The organism is Pseudomonas sp. HD6422, assembly GCF_025377065.1.
Taxonomy (GTDB): domain Bacteria; phylum Pseudomonadota; class Gammaproteobacteria; order Pseudomonadales; family Pseudomonadaceae; genus Aquipseudomonas; species Aquipseudomonas putida_U.
In genome coordinates, this window is the sequence record NZ_JAHWIW010000001.1 from 13700 (window position 1) to 33423 (window position 19724).

Annotated in this window: 20 protein-coding genes and 1 tRNA gene; 12 read left to right on the forward strand and 9 right to left on the reverse strand. The window is 64.0% G+C overall.

Annotated elements, in window-relative coordinates; translation table 11 throughout:
* Positions 1-91 precede the first annotated feature (91 nt).
* A complete protein-coding gene (prmB, locus tag KY379_RS00090) occupies positions 92-1000 on the forward strand; it encodes a 50S ribosomal protein L3 N(5)-glutamine methyltransferase (protein WP_133330891.1) in 909 nt (302 codons plus the stop codon).
* 89 nt (positions 1001-1089) lie between these two features.
* On the opposite strand, the gene KY379_RS00095 is transcribed toward prmB, so the two are convergent.
* Entirely contained in the window at positions 1090-1878 is a 789-nt protein-coding gene (locus KY379_RS00095; protein ID WP_261240211.1) for a hypothetical protein, read from the reverse strand.
* A gap of 192 nt (positions 1879-2070) precedes the next feature.
* Positions 2071-3033 carry an alpha/beta hydrolase gene (locus KY379_RS00100; protein ID WP_133330887.1) on the reverse strand — a complete coding sequence of 321 codons (963 nt, stop codon included), beginning with the start codon at positions 3031-3033 and terminating at the stop codon, positions 2071-2073.
* Between the two features lie 144 nt (positions 3034-3177).
* Here KY379_RS00100 and aroC point away from each other — a divergent pair, with 144 nt between their 5' ends.
* The 3 genes from aroC (at position 3178) to KY379_RS00115 (ending at position 6055) form a co-directional block, all read left to right on the forward strand.
* Positions 3178-4269, forward strand: coding sequence for a chorismate synthase (gene aroC, locus KY379_RS00105; protein WP_133330885.1), 1092 nt, complete (start codon positions 3178-3180; stop codon positions 4267-4269).
* 95 nt (positions 4270-4364) lie between these two features.
* The gene (locus tag KY379_RS00110; protein WP_196174238.1) at positions 4365-5519 is read left to right on the forward strand and encodes an MFS transporter; all 1155 of its coding nucleotides are present in this window, start codon (positions 4365-4367) and stop codon (positions 5517-5519) included.
* On the forward strand, positions 5519-6055 hold the full coding sequence (locus KY379_RS00115) for an oxidase (RefSeq protein ID WP_261240212.1): 537 nt from the start codon (positions 5519-5521) through the stop codon (positions 6053-6055). Before KY379_RS00110 ends, KY379_RS00115 begins: the two co-directional genes overlap by 1 nt.
* A 56-nt stretch (positions 6056-6111) precedes the next feature.
* Here the strand turns inward: KY379_RS00115 and KY379_RS00120 are convergent, their stop codons facing one another.
* On the reverse strand, positions 6112-6384 hold the full coding sequence (locus KY379_RS00120; RefSeq protein WP_133330881.1) for a DUF3509 domain-containing protein: 273 nt from the start codon (positions 6382-6384) through the stop codon (positions 6112-6114).
* Between the two features lie 257 nt (positions 6385-6641).
* Between KY379_RS00120 and KY379_RS00125 the strand changes: the two genes are divergently transcribed.
* Positions 6642-7166 carry an ankyrin repeat domain-containing protein gene (locus KY379_RS00125; protein WP_133330879.1) on the forward strand — a complete coding sequence of 175 codons (525 nt, stop codon included), beginning with the start codon at positions 6642-6644 and terminating at the stop codon, positions 7164-7166.
* A 60-nt stretch (positions 7167-7226) separates the two neighbouring features.
* Positions 7227-7757 carry a hypothetical protein gene (locus KY379_RS00130; RefSeq protein WP_133330877.1) on the forward strand — a complete coding sequence of 177 codons (531 nt, stop codon included), beginning with the start codon at positions 7227-7229 and terminating at the stop codon, positions 7755-7757.
* 125 nt (positions 7758-7882) lie between these two features.
* On the opposite strand, the gene KY379_RS00135 is transcribed toward KY379_RS00130, so the two are convergent.
* Positions 7883-8821 carry a ZIP family metal transporter gene (locus KY379_RS00135; protein ID WP_133330875.1) on the reverse strand — a complete coding sequence of 313 codons (939 nt, stop codon included), beginning with the start codon at positions 8819-8821 and terminating at the stop codon, positions 7883-7885.
* Positions 8822-8946: 125 nt separating this feature from the next.
* Between KY379_RS00135 and KY379_RS00140 the strand changes: the two genes are divergently transcribed.
* The 4 genes from KY379_RS00140 (at position 8947) to KY379_RS00155 (ending at position 12230) form a co-directional block, all read left to right on the forward strand.
* Positions 8947-9138 (forward strand): PLDc N-terminal domain-containing protein, encoded by a 192-nt coding sequence (locus tag KY379_RS00140; protein WP_133330873.1) that lies wholly within the window; start codon positions 8947-8949, stop codon positions 9136-9138.
* Between the two features lie 167 nt (positions 9139-9305).
* Positions 9306-11363, forward strand: coding sequence for an LTA synthase family protein (locus KY379_RS00145; RefSeq protein WP_133330871.1), 2058 nt, complete (start codon positions 9306-9308; stop codon positions 11361-11363).
* A gap of 117 nt (positions 11364-11480) precedes the next feature.
* On the forward strand, positions 11481-11717 hold the full coding sequence (locus tag KY379_RS00150) for a hypothetical protein (RefSeq protein ID WP_133330869.1): 237 nt from the start codon (positions 11481-11483) through the stop codon (positions 11715-11717).
* Between the two features lie 180 nt (positions 11718-11897).
* Positions 11898-12230 carry a ribonuclease E inhibitor RraB gene (locus KY379_RS00155; protein WP_133330867.1) on the forward strand — a complete coding sequence of 111 codons (333 nt, stop codon included), beginning with the start codon at positions 11898-11900 and terminating at the stop codon, positions 12228-12230.
* A gap of 54 nt (positions 12231-12284) precedes the next feature.
* Here the strand turns inward: KY379_RS00155 and KY379_RS00160 are convergent, their stop codons facing one another.
* Complete coding sequence (locus tag KY379_RS00160; protein WP_261240217.1) at positions 12285-13085, reverse strand: c-type cytochrome; 801 nt, start codon at positions 13083-13085, stop codon at positions 12285-12287.
* A 527-nt stretch (positions 13086-13612) separates the two neighbouring features.
* Between KY379_RS00160 and KY379_RS00165 the strand changes: the two genes are divergently transcribed.
* Positions 13613-14350 (forward strand): amidotransferase, encoded by a 738-nt coding sequence (locus KY379_RS00165; RefSeq protein WP_133330863.1) that lies wholly within the window; start codon positions 13613-13615, stop codon positions 14348-14350.
* Between the two features lie 51 nt (positions 14351-14401).
* On the opposite strand, the gene KY379_RS00170 is transcribed toward KY379_RS00165, so the two are convergent.
* The 3 genes from KY379_RS00170 to KY379_RS00180 all read right to left on the reverse strand — a co-directional run bounded on the left by KY379_RS00170 (position 14402) and on the right by KY379_RS00180 (position 16967).
* Positions 14402-15373, reverse strand: coding sequence for a magnesium and cobalt transport protein CorA (locus KY379_RS00170; protein ID WP_196174236.1), 972 nt, complete (start codon positions 15371-15373; stop codon positions 14402-14404).
* Between the two features lie 63 nt (positions 15374-15436).
* The gene (locus tag KY379_RS00175) at positions 15437-16159 is read right to left on the reverse strand and encodes a lysophospholipid acyltransferase family protein (protein ID WP_133330859.1); all 723 of its coding nucleotides are present in this window, start codon (positions 16157-16159) and stop codon (positions 15437-15439) included.
* Between the two features lie 118 nt (positions 16160-16277).
* The gene (locus tag KY379_RS00180; protein WP_133330857.1) at positions 16278-16967 is read right to left on the reverse strand and encodes a crotonase/enoyl-CoA hydratase family protein; all 690 of its coding nucleotides are present in this window, start codon (positions 16965-16967) and stop codon (positions 16278-16280) included.
* Between the two features lie 290 nt (positions 16968-17257).
* On the opposite strand from KY379_RS00180, the gene KY379_RS00185 reads away from it, so the two are divergent.
* Positions 17258-17347: transfer RNA gene (locus KY379_RS00185), tRNA-Ser, on the forward strand.
* A 214-nt stretch (positions 17348-17561) separates the two neighbouring features.
* On the opposite strand, the gene KY379_RS00190 is transcribed toward KY379_RS00185, so the two are convergent.
* Positions 17562-19697: a TonB-dependent siderophore receptor gene (locus KY379_RS00190; RefSeq protein ID WP_261240220.1), complete on the reverse strand. Its 2136-nt coding sequence runs from the start codon at positions 19695-19697 to the stop codon at positions 17562-17564.
* Positions 19698-19724 lie beyond the last annotated feature (27 nt).

Sequence of the window (19724 nt, forward strand, 5' to 3'; positions counted from 1 at the left end):
TGGCCTGTGGCTATGTATCAGGGAATCGCGGGGAACATTTGTGCGGGTGGGGCTGTTAGACTTTTGTACGGTCTGTAAAGAGGAGTACCCCGTGATCACATCCCGTCTGCGCACGCTGCGCGACCACATCCGCTGGGCAGTCAGCCGCTTCCACGAGCACGATCTGTTCTTCGGCCACGGTGCCGACAATGCCTGGGACGAAGCTCGCCTGCTGGTCCTGGGCGCCGTGCATCTGCCCTGGGAGGTGGCCGACAGTTACCTGGACTGCGCACTCGAGGACGATGAGCGAGTGCGCCTGCAACACCTGCTCAAGCGCCGTATCGAAGAACGCGTGCCGACCGCCTACCTGCTGGGCGAGGCGTGGTTCTGCGGTATGTCGTTCGTGGTCGACGAGCGCGTGCTGGTGCCGCGTTCGCCCATTGGCGAGTTGATCGAGAAACGCTTCGAGCCGTGGCTGGCCAACGAGCCGGCGCGCATTCTCGACCTGTGCACCGGCTCCGGCTGCATCGGTATCGTCGCCGCCGACGTCTTCCCCGAGGCCGAGGTGGTGTTGGCCGACCTGTCGTTCCAAGCCCTCGAGGTGGCCAACCAGAACATCGAACGTCATGGCCTGGAAGAGCGCGTGTACACCGTGCAGGGCGACGGTTTCGCCGGGCTGCCGGGCCAGCGCTTCGACCTGATCCTGTCGAATCCGCCGTATGTCGATGCCGAGGACTTTGGCGACATGCCGGCCGAGTATCACCACGAGCCGGAACTGGGCCTGGCCTGTGGCAACGATGGCCTGGACCTGGTGCGACGGATGCTCGCCGAGGCGGCCGATCACCTGACCGAGAAGGGCTTGATGATCGTCGAGGTGGGCAACAGCCAGGTTCACGTCGAGGCGCTGTATCCGGAGGTGGATTTTGCCTGGCTGGAGTTCGAGCGGGGCGGGCATGGGGTGTTCATGCTGACTGCCGAGCAGTGTCGCCAGCATCAAGAGTTGTTCAAGGCGCGGGTTTGATCGTCGCGTTCAGATATCGAGCGCCTGGGAGATCGAGCGCCGCCCGCGCTGCGCTCGTTCTCCCAGGCGCAACAACTGCGCCGTCAGACCTACCGCAACGCCACCCACACGAACAACCCGACCTGGAACAACACGAACGCGATCAGGCAGGTGATGGTGAATCGCAAACCGGTATCCTCGCGCTGATACTTGGCCACCCGTTCGTTCCGTTCGCGCAGTTGCGCTTCTTTCTCCATCAGTTGTTGGTCCGCCTGCTGCAGCATGTTCGCTGCATCGAGCAGGTCCAGCCGCTGCACTTTCTCGCTGTTCCAGCCGCCCTTGAGCTGGCCGACCGTGGCCTCCACCGTGCGCCCCTTGAGGTGCTGCGGGTCGGCATATTCCACCTCGATGCCGATCGCCCGCAGGAACTGGTCGCGGCGCAGGCGTGAGTCTTCGTTCAGCGCGTCCTTGCTTGGCAGCGCCATGCCCTCGACCTGATAGTGCGGCCAGCGGCGCTGCAGCCAGTGCACGGCTTGCGCCAGCATGTAGCGGCCCAGGCCGCGGTTGAGCGGTTCCAGCTGCAGGCCGCTGTCGCTGCCGATGTACACGCGGTGCTCGGCATGATCGACGCGTATGTCGAGCTGGTTCTGTTCCTTGCGGGTCTTCTGCCCGGGCAGGCGAACTTCCATGCGCAGCAGGCTGTGGGCCTTGTCGTTGCGCTCGGCATACCCGAACTGCACGAAGCGCAAGGGCCGTACGCCGCTGTTGCGGTCGGTGGGTAAGGGGGCCAGGCGCAGTAGCTGGAAGTGTTCGGCGGTCAGGTCGTCCCAGGGCAGCGGGGCACTGTCCGGGGTTTGCGGCTCTTCGGCCGGCTCTACGGCGGCGGGGGCTTCGGTCATCAGGGCGTTTCCTCAGATACGGGCGGGCGCCGACAGGGGCTGCGGTGCAGCCCATTCGCGGGGCAAGCCCGCTCCCACAGGACAGGTTATGCATTGCGCCTGTGGGAGCGGGCTTGCCCCGCGAATGGACCGCAAGCGGTCTCAATCACCGCCGATACCTGCCTTATCGGCAGCCTTGACTGAAGTTTGAGCTCAAGTTGCCGGTAAGCCGTGAATGAACCCGACCACCCGTTCGCCCAGTTCCCGGGCCAGTGGCAGCTCTGGATTGAAATAGCTTTCGCGCTGCTGGCTCATGTCCTTGGGACTGATGCGCAGCATGTGGTTCATGCCGTCGATCAGCACCAACTGGGCATCGGGCTTGGCGGCCTTCAGGCGCTCGGCATCGGCCACGTCCACTTGCACGTCGTTGCGGCCCTGGATGATCAGCGCGGGCATCGGCAGACGGGCGAAGGCCTGCGCCGGGTTCTGCCGGAACAACGAGATCAGGTAGGGCTGGACGCTGGGGCGAAACACCTGGCGCAGCGGTGCCGGCACGTCCAGGCTGGTCTGCCCGGCCTGCAGGCGGTCGAGCAGGGCGCTGCCCTTGGCCAACTGCGCCGGCGGCAGGCGTTCGGCCAGTTGCTCGCGGACCACGTCGGCCATCGGCCGACCGCTGCCGGCCAGGGTGATCACCGCGCTGGCGCCAGCCTGTTCAGCCGCCAGGGTAGCGATCAGGGCGCCTTCGCTGTGGCCGATCAGGATCAGCGGACCGAAGCGTGGGTCGGCCTTGAGCTTGCGGCTCCAGGCGACCACGTCGGCCACATAGCGCTCGACGCTGAGGTTTCGTTCGTCGGGCGTGGCCGGCTGACTGGCGGCCACGCCGCGTTTGTCGTAGCGCACGCTGGCGATGTGCGCATCGGCCAGCAACAAGGCCAGACGCTTGAGGTTGTCGACCCGCCCGGCGCCAGGGTTGTTGCCATTGCGGTCGGTCGGGCCGGAGCCAGCGATGATCAGCACCACCGGTGGTGGCGTCGCTTGCTGCGGCAGCAGCAGGCTGCCATGCAGCACGCCCTGGCCGGTGTCCAGGTCGATGGGGCGGTGCAGCACGGTGGGGGCGGCGGCCTGGGCCAGACCGGTGCAGAGCAGGAGCAGGAGAGCGACGAGGCGCGACATCATGGGGTACTACATGGGGAGATAAGCGTTTGACAGGGGGTTTGGGTGAAGGTTCTGAGGGCTTCGTCGGTGTTGTGGGGTGTGGCGCTGCAAATCTCCTGGCCAGCCGCGTATACTGCCGCTTTCGTTCAGACTCGCGGAGCGTCCATGTCCGGCAATACCTACGGCAAGCTGTTCACTGTCACCACCGCAGGCGAAAGCCATGGCCCGGCGTTGGTCGCCATTGTCGATGGGTGTCCGCCGGGTCTGGAACTGTCCCTGGCCGACCTGCAACACGATCTCGACCGCCGCAAGCCGGGCACCAGCCGTCACACCACCCAGCGCCAGGAGCCCGACGAGGTCGAGATTCTGTCCGGCGTGTTCGAAGGCCGCACCACCGGTTGCTCGATCGGTCTGCTGATCCGCAACACCGACCAGAAATCCAAGGACTACTCGGCGATCAAGGACCTGTTCCGCCCGGCCCACGCCGACTACACCTACCACCACAAATACGGCATCCGCGACTACCGCGGCGGTGGCCGCAGTTCGGCCCGCGAAACCGCCATGCGCGTCGCCGCCGGTGCCATCGCCAAGAAATACCTGGCCACCCAGGGCATCCGCGTGCGCGGCTACATGAGCCAGCTCGGCCCGATCGAAATCCCCTTCAAGACCTGGGACTCGGTCGAACAGAACGCTTTCTTCAGCCCTGACCCGGACAAGGTGCCGGAGCTCGAAGCCTACATGGATCAACTGCGCCGCGACCAGGACTCGGTCGGGGCGAAGATCACCGTGGTCGCCGAAGGCGTGATGCCAGGCCTCGGCGAGCCGATCTTCGACCGTCTGGATGCAGAGCTGGCCCATGCGCTGATGAGCATCAACGCGGTCAAGGGCGTGGAGATCGGCGCCGGTTTCGCCAGCGTTGCCCAGCGCGGCACCGAGCACCGTGACGAGCTGACCCCGGAAGGCTTCCTCAGCAACAACGCCGGCGGCATCCTCGGTGGCATCTCTTCGGGTCAGCCGATCGTCGCCCATCTGGCGCTCAAGCCGACGTCCAGCATCACCACCCCGGGCCGTTCGATCGATGTCGATGGCAATCCGGTAGATGTCATCACCAAGGGTCGCCACGACCCCTGCGTGGGCATCCGTGCCACGCCGATCGCCGAGGCGATGATGGCCATCGCGCTGATGGACCATCTGTTGCGCCACCGGGCGCAGAACGCCGAGGTGAAGGTGTCGACCCCGGTGCTCGGGCAGCTCTGAATCGACTGATGCCCCTGGTTGCCTGTACCGGCCTGTTCGCGCCGAACCGCCGCGAACAGGCCAGCACAGGCAACATCATTACCGGCCCACTGCCCATGCCCCCGATCCCCTACTGGCGCCTGTCCAGCTTCTACCTCTTCTACTTCGCCCTGCTCGGTTCCACCGCGCCGTTCCTGGCCTTGTACTTCGACCACCTGGGCTTCCCTCCGGCGCGCATCGGCGAGCTGGTGGCCATTCCCATGCTGATGCGCTGCATCGCTCCCAACCTGTGGGGCTGGCTGGGCGATCGCAGCGGCCAGCGCCTGCTCATCGTGCGCCTGGGGGCGCTTTCGACCCTGGCCGCGTTCGCGCTGATCTTCCTCGGTAAGAGCTACGCCTGGCTGGCGCTGGTGATGGCCCTGCACGCGTTCTTCTGGCACGCGGTGTTGCCGCAGTTCGAGGTCATTACCCTGGCCCACCTGCACGGCCAGACCTCGCGCTACAGCCAGGTGCGCCTGTGGGGCTCGATCGGCTTCATCCTCACCGTGGTCGGCCTGGGGCGGCTGTTCGAGTGGCTGAGCCTGGACATCTACCCGGTGGCCATTCTGGTGATCATGACCGGCATCTTCGCCGCCAGCCTGTGGGTACCCAATGCCCAGCCCTCGGAGCAGGGCGAGCGCACCGCCGCCGGCGGTTTCCTGGGCCAGTTGCGGGCCCCTGGGGTATTGGCGTTCTACGCCTGCGTGGCGCTGATGCAACTGAGCCATGGCCCTTACTACACCTTCCTCACCCTGCACCTCGAGCACCTGGGCTACAGTCGTGGCGAGATCGGCCTGCTGTGGGCGCTCGGCGTGGTGGCCGAGGTGTTGATGTTCATGTTCATGAGCCGCGTGTTCGCGCGCTTTTCGGTGCAGCGGGTGCTGTTGCTGAGTTTCCTGCTGGCCGCGCTGCGCTGGCTGCTGCTGGGCAATCTGGCTGACCAGCCTGCCGTACTGGTCGTTGCCCAGGTGCTGCACGCCGCCACCTTCGGCTGCTTCCACGCTGGCGCCATCGCCTTCGTCCAGGCCAGCTTCGGCGCCCGCCAGCAAGGCCAGGGCCAGGCCCTGTATGCGGCGCTGTCAGGTACCGGGGGCGCCCTGGGCGCGCTGTATTCGGGCTACAGCTGGAACCTGCTGGGCCCCGCCTTCACCTTTGGTATGGCCAGCGCCGCAGCCCTGGCCGCAGCCGTTATCATTGCCTTCCGTTCGCCATCGACCAGGACAAGCCCCTGATGAGCATCCTCTGCGTTTTCCACCCTGCAAGCCCCGCCTCGCCGCACAAGGTGCTGACCCATCACGACGACATCGCCGCGACCCTGGCCGAGTATGGGGTTGGCTTTTCTCATGGCCCGCTGGAGCTGCGCGTGCGGCCAGGTGGCAGTGCGGAAGATGCCCTGGCCGCCTGCCGTGAATACCTGGATCAGTTGATGACGGCGCACGGCAGCCGCGCGTTCCAGCTGGTCAACCGTGACGGAGCGGACCCGGCGCAGGTGGATCTGCGCGATGAGCATGTGCAAGGTGCCGAGGAGGTGTTCGCGGTGGTCGGTGGGCGGGCACAGGTCGGGCTGCGCTTGGGCGAGCAGGTGTTCGCGGTGCTTTGCGAGAAGGGCGATCGACTGGTGGTCCCGGCTGGGACGCGGCGCTGGGTGGAGCTGGGGGATAATCCGTTTTGCCTGGCGTTGCGGGTGTTTGCCGATGAGCAGGGCGCGCAGGCGGTGTTTACCGGAGATGCGGGCGCCAGGGAATTTCTGGGGATCGACGAGCTCTAACGCCTGTGCCGGCCCTTTCGCGGCGAACCGCCGCGAAGAGGCCGGAGCAGACAACCTCAACGATAGGTCGGCAGGGCAAAGCGTTGCTGGCTCTGCAGCATCGAAATCACCGGCAGCTCGCTGGCTTGCTCAGCGAGATCGCGGCGGATCGCGCTGATCGCCCAGGACAGTTGCTCGGCGCTGTGCAGTTGCCCATAGGTGAGCACGCGGCGGGTCACTTTACCGTCGGCAGCGCGAAGGGTCAGCAGTACGCCACCATCGGGGCGCGCCTGGGTGGCAACCTGGTAGGCGGGGAACACCGAGACGAATTTTTCCTGGATGAGGTCCATATCAACTCCTGACTGAATGTGTTTGCAGACGTGAGTTGATGATTGCAGTGACCGTGCCAGATCTAGTCGGTCTGATAAATCCTTTAAAATCAGCGACTTAGCTTTATTTTCCAGAATGGCTTTCGTGCAGCCTGCAAGGTCGTGCATTTTGCACAGTGCAATTTGCACGAAACTATTGTCCCCATAGATTCTGAACCTTTGACCCTGCGCACTTGCCTGACGAACACTTGGGCAATCTTTGACGCCAGGAGGTTCCGATGTCCGCACAACCCACGCCTACCCAGATGAGCCAGGATGAAGCGGCAGCTTTCGCCGAACAGGTCTTCGACCGCGCCCGCCAGGGCGACGCCGAGATGCTCGAACGTCTGCTGGCCAACGGCCTGCCAGCGAACCTGCGTAATCACAAGGGCGATACCCTGCTGATGCTTGCCAGCTACCACGGTCACCACGCTGCGGTACGGGTTCTGCTGGCCCATGGCGCCGATCCGCTGATCGCCAACGACAACGGCCAGCTGCCGATTGCCGGAGCGGCGTTCAAGGGCGACCTGGAGATGATCCAGTTGCTGATCGAAAATGGCGTGCCGGTGGATGCCACGGCGCAGGACGGACGTACTGCGTTGATGCTGGCGGCGATGTTCAACCGCTGCGAGATCCTCGACTACCTGCTGGCTCAGGGTGCTGACCCGACACGTCAGGACGCCCGTGGCGCCAGCGCGCTGATGGCGGCCCATACCATGGGCGCGGTGGACGCTGCAGCGCGCCTGCAAATGCTGGCCGGCTAACCGCCAGGGGGCGTTTGCGGCTATCCTTGGCGACTTTTCACCCGTCGCAGGCCCCCTTTCATGAAAAACCAGTTGCTCGAATTCATCAGCCTCATTGGCGCCGGCTGCATGCGCGAGCAAGACATCGAGCGCATCGCCGACGAGGCCGCCCAGGCCTACGCCGACCCTGCCGCTTTCCTGGCCGCCAACCCGGATATCAATTACGACGACAGTTTCCCCATTCCCCTGGGTGAATGGGTGGTGCTCGGCAGCCTGCCGGATACCGTGGTGTTCCAGGCCGACAGTTACCAGGCGTTGTTCCAGCAGATCAGCGACTCGTTCGACCAGAGCGTGCCGTTCACCCTCAAGCCCAAGCAACTGGCACGCACCGAGCCACTGACCGCACTCAACCGCATCCAGGTGCAGATGGGCGCGTTGAACAAGGAGGCCGGAGGCTATGTGCTGCTCAATTTCAGCCAGTTGCTCGATGACGAGTTGCAGATGGTGATGGTTGGCCAGCAGGACCTGGCGCGGGTGCTGGAGCTGGGGGGCGAGCTGGGGATCAAGGTGGAGCCGGCGCTGGAGGCGTTGAAGGTCGCGGTGCACGTCTGATATCTACGCTGGCCTCTTCGCGGGACAAGCCCGCTCCCACAGGATTACCCCAATTTCGAATACAGTGCGGTCCCTGTGGGAGCGGGCTTGTCCCGCGAAGAGGCCAGCCCAGGCGATGGAAACCCTCAGCCCAACGCCGTATCCAGAAACATCATCACCGCAAACCCACCCATCAATCCCAGGGTAGCCGAGGTCTGGTGCCCGTTGCGGTGGGTTTCTGGGATCACCTCGTGGGACACCACGAAGATCATCGCCCCCGCCGCCAGCCCCATGCTGACCGGGTAGGCGAGGGCGAAGCCGGTCGAGATCCCCAGCCCGATCACCGCACCCAGCGGCTCCATCAGGCCCGAGCCGATGGCCACCAATGCCGCTCTCAGGTTCGACAGGCCCGTGGCCCGCAGCGCCATGGCCACCGCGAGGCCCTCCGGAATGTCCTGGATGGCGATGGCGCTGGTCAGCGGCAGGCCGATGTTCATGTCGCCGTTGGTGAAGCTCACGCCGATCGCCATACCTTCAGGCAGGTTATGCAGGGTGATCGCCAGCACGAACAACCATACCCGGCTGATCCGGTCCGAATGCGGCCCGCACGCGCCGACGCTTTCGTGTTCATGCGGGGTGAAGCGGTCAAGCCCCAGCATCAGCAACACGCCCAGGCCCATGCCCAGCACCACGGTAAAGGCTGCGGCGGGGCCGCTGCCGGTTATCTCACGGGCGGCATCGAGCCCCGGCAGAATCAACGAGAACGAGCTGGCGGCGAGCATCATGCCGGCGGCAAAGCCCAGCATCACATCCTGGCTACGCGCACTGACGTCGCGCAGCACCACCGCCAGCACCGCGCCCAGGGCGGTGGCGGCGAAGCCCGACAGCCCACCCAGGGCGGCCAGGTGCAGGTTCTGCGAATGCTCGCCGTGCACCGCGTTCCACACGCTGATGGCCAGCAATGCCAGCACCACCAGCAGGCTGGCGCCCAGTCCGGCGCTGAGCCAAGGCGAATCGATGGCTTGCTGGCGCCAGGCACTGATCAGGTTGTCGGGTTCGGCGGCGGGGCTGTTGGCTGGGGGCATGGGCACCTCTATCTCTGGTCTTTGCAGCAGTCTATCCACTGACCGGTCGAAACGGCCAAGGATTCCCTTCTATCGCCTCGATAGGGCTATGCTGTCCAGCAAAGCACGTGCAAGGGAGCATGCTCATGGGGTCCACCTTCAACGGCCTGGTCGGCCTGATCATCCTGGCTCTGGATATCTGGGCGATCCTCAATGTGATCAAAAGCCCGCGGGAGATCGGCGTCAAGGTGCTGTGGATCCTGCTGATCGCCTTGTTGCCGGTCATCGGCCTGGTCATCTGGGCCATCGCCGGGCCGCGGGGCGACGTGCGCATCTGAGCGCGTCCGCCCTGCCTGAGCGGACGAAAGCGCCGGTCCAGACAAAGTCCGAAACAGCCCAGTGACAAAATTTTCACATTGGTTTAAACAGAATCCCCGCCGCACAATACTGCGTTGGTCTTGACCCGCACCTCTTCGCAAACCGCAATCCTAGGATCCCTCCATTCATGGCTAACACGGATGCCCTGAAGCGCCAGGGCGCGCGAGCCGCCTACGCGCCTACCCTGAAGTCCCACCTGGCCTACACGCTGTTGAGCGGCCTGGTGATCATGCTCATGCTCAGCCTCGTGCGCCTGGCGCTGCTGGTCTACAACAGCGACATGATCGGCACCACGCCCTATTCGACCGTCGCCGAAGGCTTTCTCAACGGCCTGCGTTTCGACTTGCGGGTGGTGGTGTACCTGAGCATCCCGTTGCTGCTGGCGTGCCTGAGCCCCTGGGCCATGGCCCGGCGCGGCGTCTTCCGCTTCTGGCTGACCCTGTCCGCCAGCGTGGTGATGTTCCTCGGCCTGATGGAGATGGATTTCTACCGCGAATTCCACCAGCGCCTGAATGGCCTGGTGTTCCAGTACATCCAGGAAGATCCCAAGACCGTGCTGAGCATGCTCTGGTACGGCTTCCCGGTGGTACGCTACCTGCTGGCCTGGTTGGTCGGCACCTGGCTGCTGAGCCTGCTGTTCAAGGGCATCGATCGCCTGACCCGCAACGACCGCCCGATCGCGCCGACGCCCTGGTACAACCGCCTGGCGGTGTTCATGGTGATCCTGCTGATGGCCGTGGTGGCTGCCCGCGGTACCCTGCGCCAGGGCCCGCCGATGCGCTGGGGCGATGCCTTCACCACCGATTCGAACTTCGTCAACCAGCTGGGTCTGAACGGCACGTTGACCCTGATCGACGCCGCCAAGAGCCGCTTCGGCGAAGACCGCGCCAACATCTGGAAGCCCGTGCTCGACCAGGGCGTGGCCCAGCAGAGCGTGCGCGATCTGCTGCTGACGCCGCACGACACCCTGGTCGATGCCGACGAAGCCCCGGTGCGCCGTGACTTCCTGCCGCCAGCCGACCGCACCCTGCCGGTCAAGAACGTGGTGGTGATTCTCATGGAGAGCTTCGCCGGCCACTCGGTGGGCGCCCTGGGCAGCCCGAACAACATCACCCCGAACTTCGACAAGCTGGCCAAGGAGGGTCTGCTGTTCGACCACTTCTTCTCCAACGGCACCCATACCCACCAGGGCATGTTCGCCACCATGGCCTGCTTCCCCAACCTGCCAGGTTTCGAATACCTGATGCAGACCCCCGAAGGCGGCCACAAGCTGTCCGGCCTGCCGGCCCTGCTCGGCGCCCGCGACTACGACGACGTCTATGTCTACAACGGCGACTTCGCGTGGGACAACCAGTCCGGCTTCTTCGGCAACCAGGGCATGACCACCTTCATCGGCCGCAACGATTTCGTCGACCCGGTGTTCTCCGACCCGACCTGGGGTGTGTCCGACCAGGACATGTTCGACCGCGGTGCCGAGGAACTGGCCAAGCACGACGACAAGAAGCCGATCTACGCGCTGCTGCAGACCCTGTCCAACCACACGCCGTATGCGCTGCCCAAGGACCTGCCGGTCGAAAAGGTCACCGGCCAAGGCCGCCTGGACGAGCACCTGACCGCCATGCGCTATTCCGACTGGGCGCTGGGCCAGTTCTTCGAGAAGGCGCGCAAAGAACCGTACTTCAAGGACACCCTGTTCGTCATCGTCGGCGACCACGGCTTTGGCAACCAGGATCAGGTCACCGAGCTCGACCTGGGCCGCTTCAACGTGCCGTTGCTGCTGATCGCTCCGGGTATCCAGGAGAAGTTCGGCGCTGTCGACCACACCGTGGGTACCCAGGTCGACATCGTGCCGACCATCATGGGCCGCCTCGGTGGCCAGACCCGTCACCAATGCTGGGGCCGTGACCTGCTCAACCTGCCAGAGGGCGACCCGGGCGTGGGCATGATCAAGCCATCGGGCAGCGAGCAGATCGTCGGCCTGGTGCAGGGCGATCGCATCCTCATCGAGTCCAAGGACATGAGTCCGCGTCTGTACCGCTATCAGTTGGGTCGCGAGTTCAAGGCCGAGCTGATCGAGAGTCCGGACCAACCGGAAATGCTGAAAAAGCTCGAAGCCTACATCCAGACCGCCACCAAGAGCTTGCTGGACAACACCGCCGGTGTGGTGCACGGCAAGCCGAAGTAAGGCCTACGGGGGCCGCCCGGCGGCCCCCCGCGTCACGACTGAACGAACGCTATCCCTCCAAGGTCAAGGTATACAGGCATCACACACTGTTGTTCCTTGACTGAGAGGGCTCGTTCAATGAAAGCGTGGGAAGTCATCTTTGCCGACCAGAAAGGCGAACCGACGTCGCTGCTGCTGCGGGCCGACGAACGCCCCAGCGAAGAAGACGCCGCCCGGGCGATTCGCTCGCACTTGTTCCCGGTCATGGATGAGCTGGACCTCAACGACTTCCAGGATCGCACCTCGTCACCCACGGCACGCTGGCTCAAGGAACACAGCGGCGTGACCATCAGCCGTATTCAGGAAGCGCCCTGAGTCACCTATTGGCGTAGCGCCCTGGCAACCACTACGCTGATGGAAGGTGCTGGGCTATCTTGCGGCCCGTACCGGTTCGATTCGCGTCTTGCATCAGCTCTATCAACTCCACCCGCCGGCCTCGCCGGTGAGTGCGCAGTGCACGGAAAGTCTATCCATCGCAAGTTAGGAGGACGTTTCATGAGCAGCCAAAACGACGATATCAGCAGCAATGTCCTGCGCCAGATGAAAGCTGGCGGTTTCGACTTCACCCGCATCCATCCCATCGAGTTCTATGCGGTATTCCCCGATGAAGCAGGGGCGCGGCGAGCGGCCAGGCAATTTCGCGGAGAGTCGCTCAATGCCCAGGTGCGCGAGCTCGATGACGGCGCCTGGCACCTGGAACTGAGCAAGGTCATGTACGCCACGTATGGTGGAATCGGAGATTTCGAGGAGACCTTCGAACAGGTCGTTTCGCCTTATGGCGGCGAAGTCGAAGGGTGGGGCGTCAAGCACGAGCGGCCGGTTGCCTGAACCTCTTGCGCTGGCCTCTTCGCGGGCAAGCCCGCGAAGAGGCCAGCAAAAACGTCAGGGTCTCCGACTGGCCATGTGCCCCAGATAGGCCAACAAGGCATCCAGCTCTTGCTCACTCAACACCGTTTCGGCAAAACCCGGCATCCGTGCCTGCGGCCAGGCTCGCAGGCTTTGCGGATCTCGAATGTACTGGCGCAGATACCCCGGCTGGAAATACTCGGTCGGGTTGTGCGGGATGTTCAGGTCCGGCCCGAACTGCGCATCGCCAGCGCCATTGAGCCGGTGGCATGCCAGGCAGTTCTGTTGGAACAGGGCAAAGCCTTGGCGTATGGGGTCGTCGGCCGGCAGGGCAGGATCGGGGCGCAACGCAGGGAATCGCTGTGCAACGGGCGCCAGACGACGAATCGTGGCGATCTGGAAGGGCCATTGCTCGGGGCGGATACCGCCTGCCTGCGGGTCGGTCCACACCAGGTAGAACGGCCCGGCGCTGGGTTTGCCGTTACCTAGCGCCGGCCAGGGCTGGGCCGGGTCTTCCACGGCCAGCCAGGCGCGGGCAGGACCGCTGCGCAGCAACGGCTCGGCCGGCATTTCTGCGGCAAAACCATCCAATGCCACCGCCTGCAGGTGGTCTCCAGGCTTCACCCCCTCGAGCAGTGCCGCCAGCGGTACTGCGCGGTAGTGCATTGGCCGCTTGTACGACACGTCCAGGTCGATCTGGATGTTCTCGGCCTGGGCATGCTCGAGCAGCTCGGCGCTGCTCCAGGTACGCGACGAGTCGCGGAGCACCAAGTGCAATTGCGCAGCGTGCAGCGGTAGGCACAGCAGCAGGGCCAGGAGGGCTAAGCAGTGGCGCATGGCAGGTCTCCAACCATAGAGGTCGGCAGGTTACCTGCGCGCTGCGAGCAAGGCCACAGCCGGGATCATCCGAACAGTCGTGTGAGGTTCGGCAAGATCAACAGCAGCGTGGTGGCGAACACAATGAGCCCGGCTTGGCGAACTTTCGGTTGTCTGAACATGGCGGACCGCCTTCTTGTTGTTATTCCTGAATACCCTGGGCTTCCTTGGCGTGCTTCGGGTCGATCGCGGTGGCGAAACGTGAACGCCTGCACCGCTTGCCTCTGATACGTGGATATACAACCAACAGTAGGGTGTGCATCATCCCCGTTTAAGAACGCTTTGTACTAAAAGACCACGCTTAAAATGCCTGACAGCTATGAGGCCAACTGCCATACCGCTGTCATGCTCCGGCTAGACACTTGCGACCTCGCTCGCCTCCGACCGACGAAATGTGACCGTTCGTCAGCGCGGCCTACTTGCTTGTACGTGGCTTTCGCGTCAGTCTCTACAACAGTTTTCCAACCATGTCGTCCAGGACTATCCCTATGTCGTTACGCATCTGCATCCTTGAAACCGATGTCCTGCGACCGGAGTTGACCGCGCAGTACCAGGGTTACGGAAGGATGTTCGAGCAGCTCTTCTCGCGTCAGCCGATCGCAGCGCAGTTCTTCGTGTACAACGTGATGAACGGGGACTATCCCCCGGACGACGAATCCTTCGATGCTTACCTTGTGACGGGCAGCAAGGCCGATTCGTTCGGCAGCGATCCATGGATCCAGACGCTCAAGGCCTATCTGCTCAAGCTTTACGAGCGGGGCGAGAAGCTGCTGGGCGTGTGTTTCGGTCATCAGTTACTGGCGCTCACCCTCGGTGGCAAGGCCGAGCGCGCCGAGCAAGGCTGGGGCGTGGGCATCCACCGTTATTCACTGGCCGCCCATGCGCCGTGGATGGACCCGGAAGTGTCCGAGCTGACCCTGCTCATCAGCCATCAGGACCAGGTCACCCAGTTGCCGGAAGGCGCCACGGTGATTGCCTCCAGCGATTTCTGCCCCAACGCCGCCTACCACATCCGTGACCAGGTATTGTGCTTCCAGGGCCACCCGGAGTTCGTCCACGACTATTCCCGGGCACTGCTCGATGCGCGCCAGGAATACCTGGGCGACGAGGTCTACCACAAGGCCATCGCCAGCCTGGCCACCGAGCACCAGGGCGATCTGGTGGGCGAGTGGATGATGCGCTTCATCCAGCAGCCGGTCAGCAAGGCCAGCGACAGCGCCGCTTGACCTGGCCAGGCCCTATCGCCTGTAAGCGCCGGCTTGCCGGCGATAGGGCCCTCAAAGCCATCCCGACCGTTTGAAGCTCGCGTACAACCCCGCGCACCCCAGGCCGATGACCCCCAGCACGGTGAAATAGCCGTAGTGCCAGCCGAGCTCTGGCATGTTCTGGAAGTTCATCCCGTAGATACCGGCAATCGCCGTGGGGAAGGCCAGGATCGCCGCCCAGGCGGCGAACTTGCGCTGCACGATGCTTTGCCGCGACGCCTCCAGCAGCATGCCGATCTCGATGGTCTGGCTGGCGATGTCACGGATGCTCGCCAGGTCTTCCATCTGCCGAGTGACATGGATCTGCACATCGCGAAAGTACGGGCGCATGTTCTTGTCGATGAACGGGAAGCTCAGGCGTTGCAGTTCTTCGCTCACCTCGACCATCGGCGCCACATAGCGGCGCAAGCGCAGGATGTCCCGCCGCAGGCTGTGCAGACGCTGGATGTCTTCCTCTTGGAGCGAATTGCTGAGCACGCTTCGCTCCAGTTCCTCGATCTCGCCATGGATCGCCTCGCTGACCGGCTGGTAGTTCTCGGTGACGAAGTCGAGCAGGGCATAGAGCACGAAGTCCTCGCCGTGTTCGAGCAACAGTGGCCGTGCTTCGCAGCGTTGGCGCACCAGGGCGTAGGATTTGGAGTGGCCGTTGCGGCAGGTGATGATGTAGCCGTTGCCGGCGAAGATGTGGGTTTCGATGAATTCCAGCCGGCCCTCGTGACGCACCGGTGAATAGGTGACGATGAACAGCGCGTCGCCGAAGGTTTCCAGCTTCGGTCGGCTGTGTTTCTCCAATGCGTCCTCAATGGCCAGCTCGTGGAGATGGAACTGGCATTGCAGGTTGGCCAGTTCCTCGGCATTGGGTTCTTCCAGGCCGATCCAGACGAAGTGCCCGGGCTTGCTCGCCCACTCACGGCCTTGGTCGATGCTGATATTGGTGACTTTCCTGCCGGCGCTGTACACCGCCGCTGCGACGACTCGACCCATGGTGGCCCGCTTCTTCGGTTGAACACGCCCTACAGCTTGGTCCGTTCGCGGCCGCAGAGCAACTCAGCGGTGGCTGGCCAGCTCGCCTTCCATGCGATCGATGCTCTGCTGCATCTGGGTACGACACTGTTCGATCAGCGCGGGCACGTCCTGCTGGGTCATCCCTGCCGTGCTGATCGGCGGCAACGAGCGCACGATCACCGTGCGCCGGCGCCAGCTGTTCAGGTTCAGGCGTCGGGCATAGCGGCTGACGCACACCGGCACGATGGGTACACCGGCTTCCACGGCCATGTGGAACGCGCCCTTCTTGAACGCCAGCAGGTGCTCGCCGCTGTTGCGCGTGCCCTCTGGGAAGATCCAGATCGAAGTGTCGTTACGCAGGATGCGGGTGGTCAGTTGCAGTGCCTTGCGCGCCTGGTAGGCATTGCTGCGGTCCACCAGCACGTTGCCGCCGAGCCAGAACAACTGGCCGAACAGCGGAATCCAACCCAAGCTCTTTTTGCCGATGGCGACGGTGCGCCGGGGCACGACGTGGCCGAGCACGAACAGGTCGAAGTTGGATTGGTGGTTGGCGACAATCACGCAGCCGGGCGGCTGGTCCCGCAGCGGACCGACCTCGGCTTTGACCCGCAGACGCATGAACCAGGTTGCCGGCAGGCTGTAGAGGCGGGCGAAGAGGCGACTGTTGTCGGGGTTGAACGGGCGGCACAGGCCGATCAGCAGGCCAGCGACGCCCACCAGCAGAAAGTGCACCGCCAGCAGGAGCATGCGAAGCGAATAGAGCATGATACGACTCACACCAGACTGTCGCGCCGCAGTGTACGACTGTGCACTGTCCGGGGCAAACCTTGCGTCAGGCGTACCGTGCTGTCCTCTTCGCGGGTAAACCCGCTCCTACAGGGCCTCAGCCCATGTATTCCTGATCCCGAATGATCGCGTCGTCCAGCTCGTCGAGCAGGGCCTTGCGCACTTTGAGCTTGGTGTTCTTGTGCGCCAGCATGTTCAGCTTTTTCAGCTCCCGTGCCGCAGCCAGGGCGGTTTCCTGCAATTGCTCGGCGGGCACCACGCGATCGAGGAAGCCGGCCTGTACCGCGCCCTGGGGATCGAAGACCTCGGCGTTGTTCACCGCACGTTGGAAGGCCGCGCGACCCAGGCGATCACGGGCCAGGGCGATGCCGGCGTAGTGCATGGTCATGCCGATCTGTACTTCGTTCAGGCAGATCTTGTAGGGCCCCTCGACGCCGATGCGATAGTCGGCCGACAACAGCAGGAAGGCGCCCTTGGCCACCGCATTGCCGGGACAGGCGACGACTACCGGAAACGGATGCGACAGCAGCCGACGGGCCAGGGTGGAGCCGGCGGTGACCAGCCCGACCGCTTCCTTGGGGCCACTGGTCATCACCTTGAGGTCGTAGCCGCCGGAGAGAATGCCGGGCTGGCCGGTGATGATCACCACCGCACGTTCCTGCACGGCGCGATCGAGTGCGGCATTGAAGGCGATGATCAGCTCTGGCGAGATGGCATTGACCTTGCCGTTGTCCAGGGTCAGGGTGGCGATGCCATCTTCGGCGTGGTAAGTAATCAGCTCGCTCATGACAGAGTCCTTTGGGTGGCGTGAGCCAGACGTTACCCAGCGTCGCGGGTCAGGTAAAGCGGCAAGGTTGACTGACCAGTCAGCGTTCGGGCTGTATGCCTTGGTCTGTCGGGGCAGGGCGGCGGCTGCAGGTAAAAGCGCAGGCTTGATTGGCAGCATTGCCCTGATAGCCCCGTGTTTTCGCGGCGTTGGCTTAAACGCATGAAATTTCTGAAAAAAATACTTGCCAAGTGAAAGACGTTCCACTAAATTAGCGCGCCTCGACAGGCTGAACAGCTTGAAGAGAAAACGGTGAAGTGTCCGAGTGGTCGAAGGAGCACGCCTGGAAAGTGTGTATACGAGAAATCGTATCAAGGGTTCAAATCCCTTCTTCACCGCCACATTCCGAAAAGCCCCCGTACTGAAAAGTGCGGGGGCTTTTTGCATTTCGGCGCGGTAGGGGTGAGGTTGGGGATTTGGGGTGTGCGCTGGAGGAATTTGGTGTTGCATCTATCGAGCGCCGCCCGCGCGGCGCTCGATTTGTGCGGCACAACACCCCTCAAGTGCACACCCCGCGCCGCCCCCCCAAACCAACGCCCTACACCACCACCCGCCTCAGAATGCCACCGAAGCCGACACCCGCGCTGTTCGTGGCGCTCCCTGGAACAGGTAGTTATCCCCCAGGTAATCCCCCACATCACGCCAGTAGCGCTTGTCGAACAGGTTATCCACGGTCAGCCGCAGCGTCGTGTCATACCCCGCAATCCGCGTGCGATAGCGGCTGCCAAGATCGAACACGGTATACCCACCCACCTCGACGTTCCCTGCCTGGCTCGCATACTTGCTGGCGCTGTAGCGTGCGCCAGCGAGCAGGGCCAGGCCTGGCACCGGCAGGCTGTAGTCGGCCTGAAGCGCTGCCCGCAGGCGCGGTACGTTGATCGCCTGGTGCCCTTCGTATTGCGCGGTGCCACTGTTCTTCACACGCGCCCGAATCGCCGCCGCGCTGGCCTGTACCTGCAACTTCGAGGTCACCCAACCACTGGCGCCCAGCTCCAGGCCGATATTCTTCTGTTGGCCTTGCTGCACGTAGACGAACTCACTGCCTTGCGGCTTGGCGTACTGGTAGGCCTGGCGTATCTGGAACAGCGCGGCGCTGAAGCTCATGCCTTGCCAGTCTTGCTTGACGCCCAGCTCCAGATGGTGCGACAGCGTCGGAGCGAGGATTTCGCTGGCGTTGGAGGCGTACCATGGCGCGGTACCACCGGCCGACAGGCCTTTGGCATAGCTGGCATAGAGGGTGGTGTCGGGCAATGGCTTGTAGATCAGCGCGGCATTGGGCAACAACTGGTACTGGCGGGTATGGCGACCGGCATTGCCGTCCTCGTCCCAGGTGCGTTCGTCCAGGCGGACTTCGCGGGCGCCGATCAGTGCCTGCCACTGCTCGTTGAAGGTCACGCGATCGCTGGCGAACAGCCCGTACTGGCGGCTGTCCAGGCGCCGCTCGCTGCTGCCGATGGGGTTGCTGGAGGGGTCCAGGCTGGGTGCACCGGTGTCGATGTTGCCGCTGCCGAGCAACTCGTTGTAGTAGGGCCGCTGGTCCAGGGTGCGGCGCTGGGCGCTGGTACCGAGGGTCAGTTCGTGACCGACGCCCAGGGCATCGAAGCGGCCATCGAGGGTGGCCTGGACCTCATCGGTGCGGCGGGTGTCGTCAGGGCTGCGGAAATCGTAGATGTCATAGTCGCCGTCCGGACTGAAATGCGACTGCCAGCCGCTGTCGCTGCCCCAGGCGAACGCGCTGTAGTCGTCGATCACCACCTGGCTGCGCGAGGCGCTCAGGGTACCGCTCCAGGCATCGTCGAAGCGGTATTGGAAGCGCCCGCCAAGGTTCAGTGAATCGCTCTGCACAGGCTTGGCCCAGCGCTGGTAGGCCAGGCGATCCTCCGGGTCGACGCCGTGGGGCACCTCGCTGCCACCGAGCAACTGGTAGCCAGGTACCGAGAGCTGCTCGCGGTGCTGGTATTCGGCATCGAGCTGCAAGGTGGCGTCGGCGCTGACCTGCCAGTCGAAGGCCAGCGCAGCGAAGTCGCGCTTACCGTCGGCATGGTCGACATAGGAACGGATGTCCTCATGGGCCAGGTTGACCCGCAGACCGAACTGCCGCTCACTGCCGAACCAGCCGCCGAGGTCGGTGGCAAGGTAGCGCTCGCCTTGTTCGTTGCTCGACACCGTCACGCTGCGCACGTCGGCGGCGCGCTTGGTCACGTAGTCGATCAGTCCGCCAGGCGCCGACACACCGCTCTGCAAGCCCGACAGCCCCTTGAGCAGTTCGACCTGTTGCTTGTTCTCCAGGGCCACGTTCTGCTCGCCGGCGATGGCCTGGCCGTTGATCCGGTAACTGCTGGCCGCATTGAGCTCGAAGCCGCGGACGTTGAAGTTCTCGTAGTAGCCGATAGGCGCGTAGCTCTCGCCGACCGAGGCATCGCTTTGCAGGACTTCGCTGAGCAGGCGGACCTGGCGGTCCTTGAGCAACTGTTCGCCAAACACGTTGATCGAGGCCGGGGTATCGAGCAATGGCGCGGGCTGGAAGCCGCCCACCGAGGCCTGTTGCACCCGGTAGCCATCATCGATGGCATTGCCTTCGACCTCGATGGACGCGAGCTGCACGCTGTCGTCGGCCAGACCATGGGGGCTGTGCAGGGCCAGGCCCAGACTGAGCAGGCTCAGGGGCAGGTGAGGGCGAAGCAGGGGCATGGGGTGAAGCTCCTAGGCAGGGGCGCA

What these genes read in the sequence shown, in the direction of transcription:
- KY379_RS00095 (WP_261240211.1), bottom strand. Translation starts at nt 1,878, where the DNA reads ATGACCGAAGCCCCCGCCGCCGTAGAGCCGGCCGAAGAGCCGCAAACC.
- aroC (WP_133330885.1), top strand. Translation starts at nt 3,178, where the DNA reads ATGTCCGGCAATACCTACGGCAAGCTGTTCACTGTCACCACCGCAGGC.
- KY379_RS00120 (WP_133330881.1), bottom strand. Translation starts at nt 6,384, where the DNA reads ATGGACCTCATCCAGGAAAAATTCGTCTCGGTGTTCCCCGCCTACCAG.
- KY379_RS00140 (WP_133330873.1), top strand. Translation starts at nt 8,947, where the DNA reads ATGGGGTCCACCTTCAACGGCCTGGTCGGCCTGATCATCCTGGCTCTG.
- KY379_RS00100 (WP_133330887.1), bottom strand. Translation starts at nt 3,033, where the DNA reads ATGATGTCGCGCCTCGTCGCTCTCCTGCTCCTGCTCTGCACCGGTCTG.
- KY379_RS00150 (WP_133330869.1), top strand. Translation starts at nt 11,481, where the DNA reads ATGAAAGCGTGGGAAGTCATCTTTGCCGACCAGAAAGGCGAACCGACG.
- KY379_RS00125 (WP_133330879.1), top strand. Translation starts at nt 6,642, where the DNA reads ATGTCCGCACAACCCACGCCTACCCAGATGAGCCAGGATGAAGCGGCA.
- KY379_RS00115 (WP_261240212.1), top strand. Translation starts at nt 5,519, where the DNA reads ATGAGCATCCTCTGCGTTTTCCACCCTGCAAGCCCCGCCTCGCCGCAC.
- KY379_RS00180 (WP_133330857.1), bottom strand. Translation starts at nt 16,967, where the DNA reads ATGAGCGAGCTGATTACTTACCACGCCGAAGATGGCATCGCCACCCTG.
- KY379_RS00130 (WP_133330877.1), top strand. Translation starts at nt 7,227, where the DNA reads ATGAAAAACCAGTTGCTCGAATTCATCAGCCTCATTGGCGCCGGCTGC.
- KY379_RS00190 (WP_261240220.1), bottom strand. Translation starts at nt 19,697, where the DNA reads ATGCCCCTGCTTCGCCCTCACCTGCCCCTGAGCCTGCTCAGTCTGGGC.
- KY379_RS00175 (WP_133330859.1), bottom strand. Translation starts at nt 16,159, where the DNA reads ATGCTCTATTCGCTTCGCATGCTCCTGCTGGCGGTGCACTTTCTGCTG.
- KY379_RS00165 (WP_133330863.1), top strand. Translation starts at nt 13,613, where the DNA reads ATGTCGTTACGCATCTGCATCCTTGAAACCGATGTCCTGCGACCGGAG.
- KY379_RS00170 (WP_196174236.1), bottom strand. Translation starts at nt 15,373, where the DNA reads ATGGGTCGAGTCGTCGCAGCGGCGGTGTACAGCGCCGGCAGGAAAGTC.
- KY379_RS00160 (WP_261240217.1), bottom strand. Translation starts at nt 13,085, where the DNA reads ATGCGCCACTGCTTAGCCCTCCTGGCCCTGCTGCTGTGCCTACCGCTG.
- KY379_RS00135 (WP_133330875.1), bottom strand. Translation starts at nt 8,821, where the DNA reads ATGCCCCCAGCCAACAGCCCCGCCGCCGAACCCGACAACCTGATCAGT.
- KY379_RS00110 (WP_196174238.1), top strand. Translation starts at nt 4,365, where the DNA reads ATGCCCCCGATCCCCTACTGGCGCCTGTCCAGCTTCTACCTCTTCTAC.
- KY379_RS00155 (WP_133330867.1), top strand. Translation starts at nt 11,898, where the DNA reads ATGAGCAGCCAAAACGACGATATCAGCAGCAATGTCCTGCGCCAGATG.
- KY379_RS00145 (WP_133330871.1), top strand. Translation starts at nt 9,306, where the DNA reads ATGGCTAACACGGATGCCCTGAAGCGCCAGGGCGCGCGAGCCGCCTAC.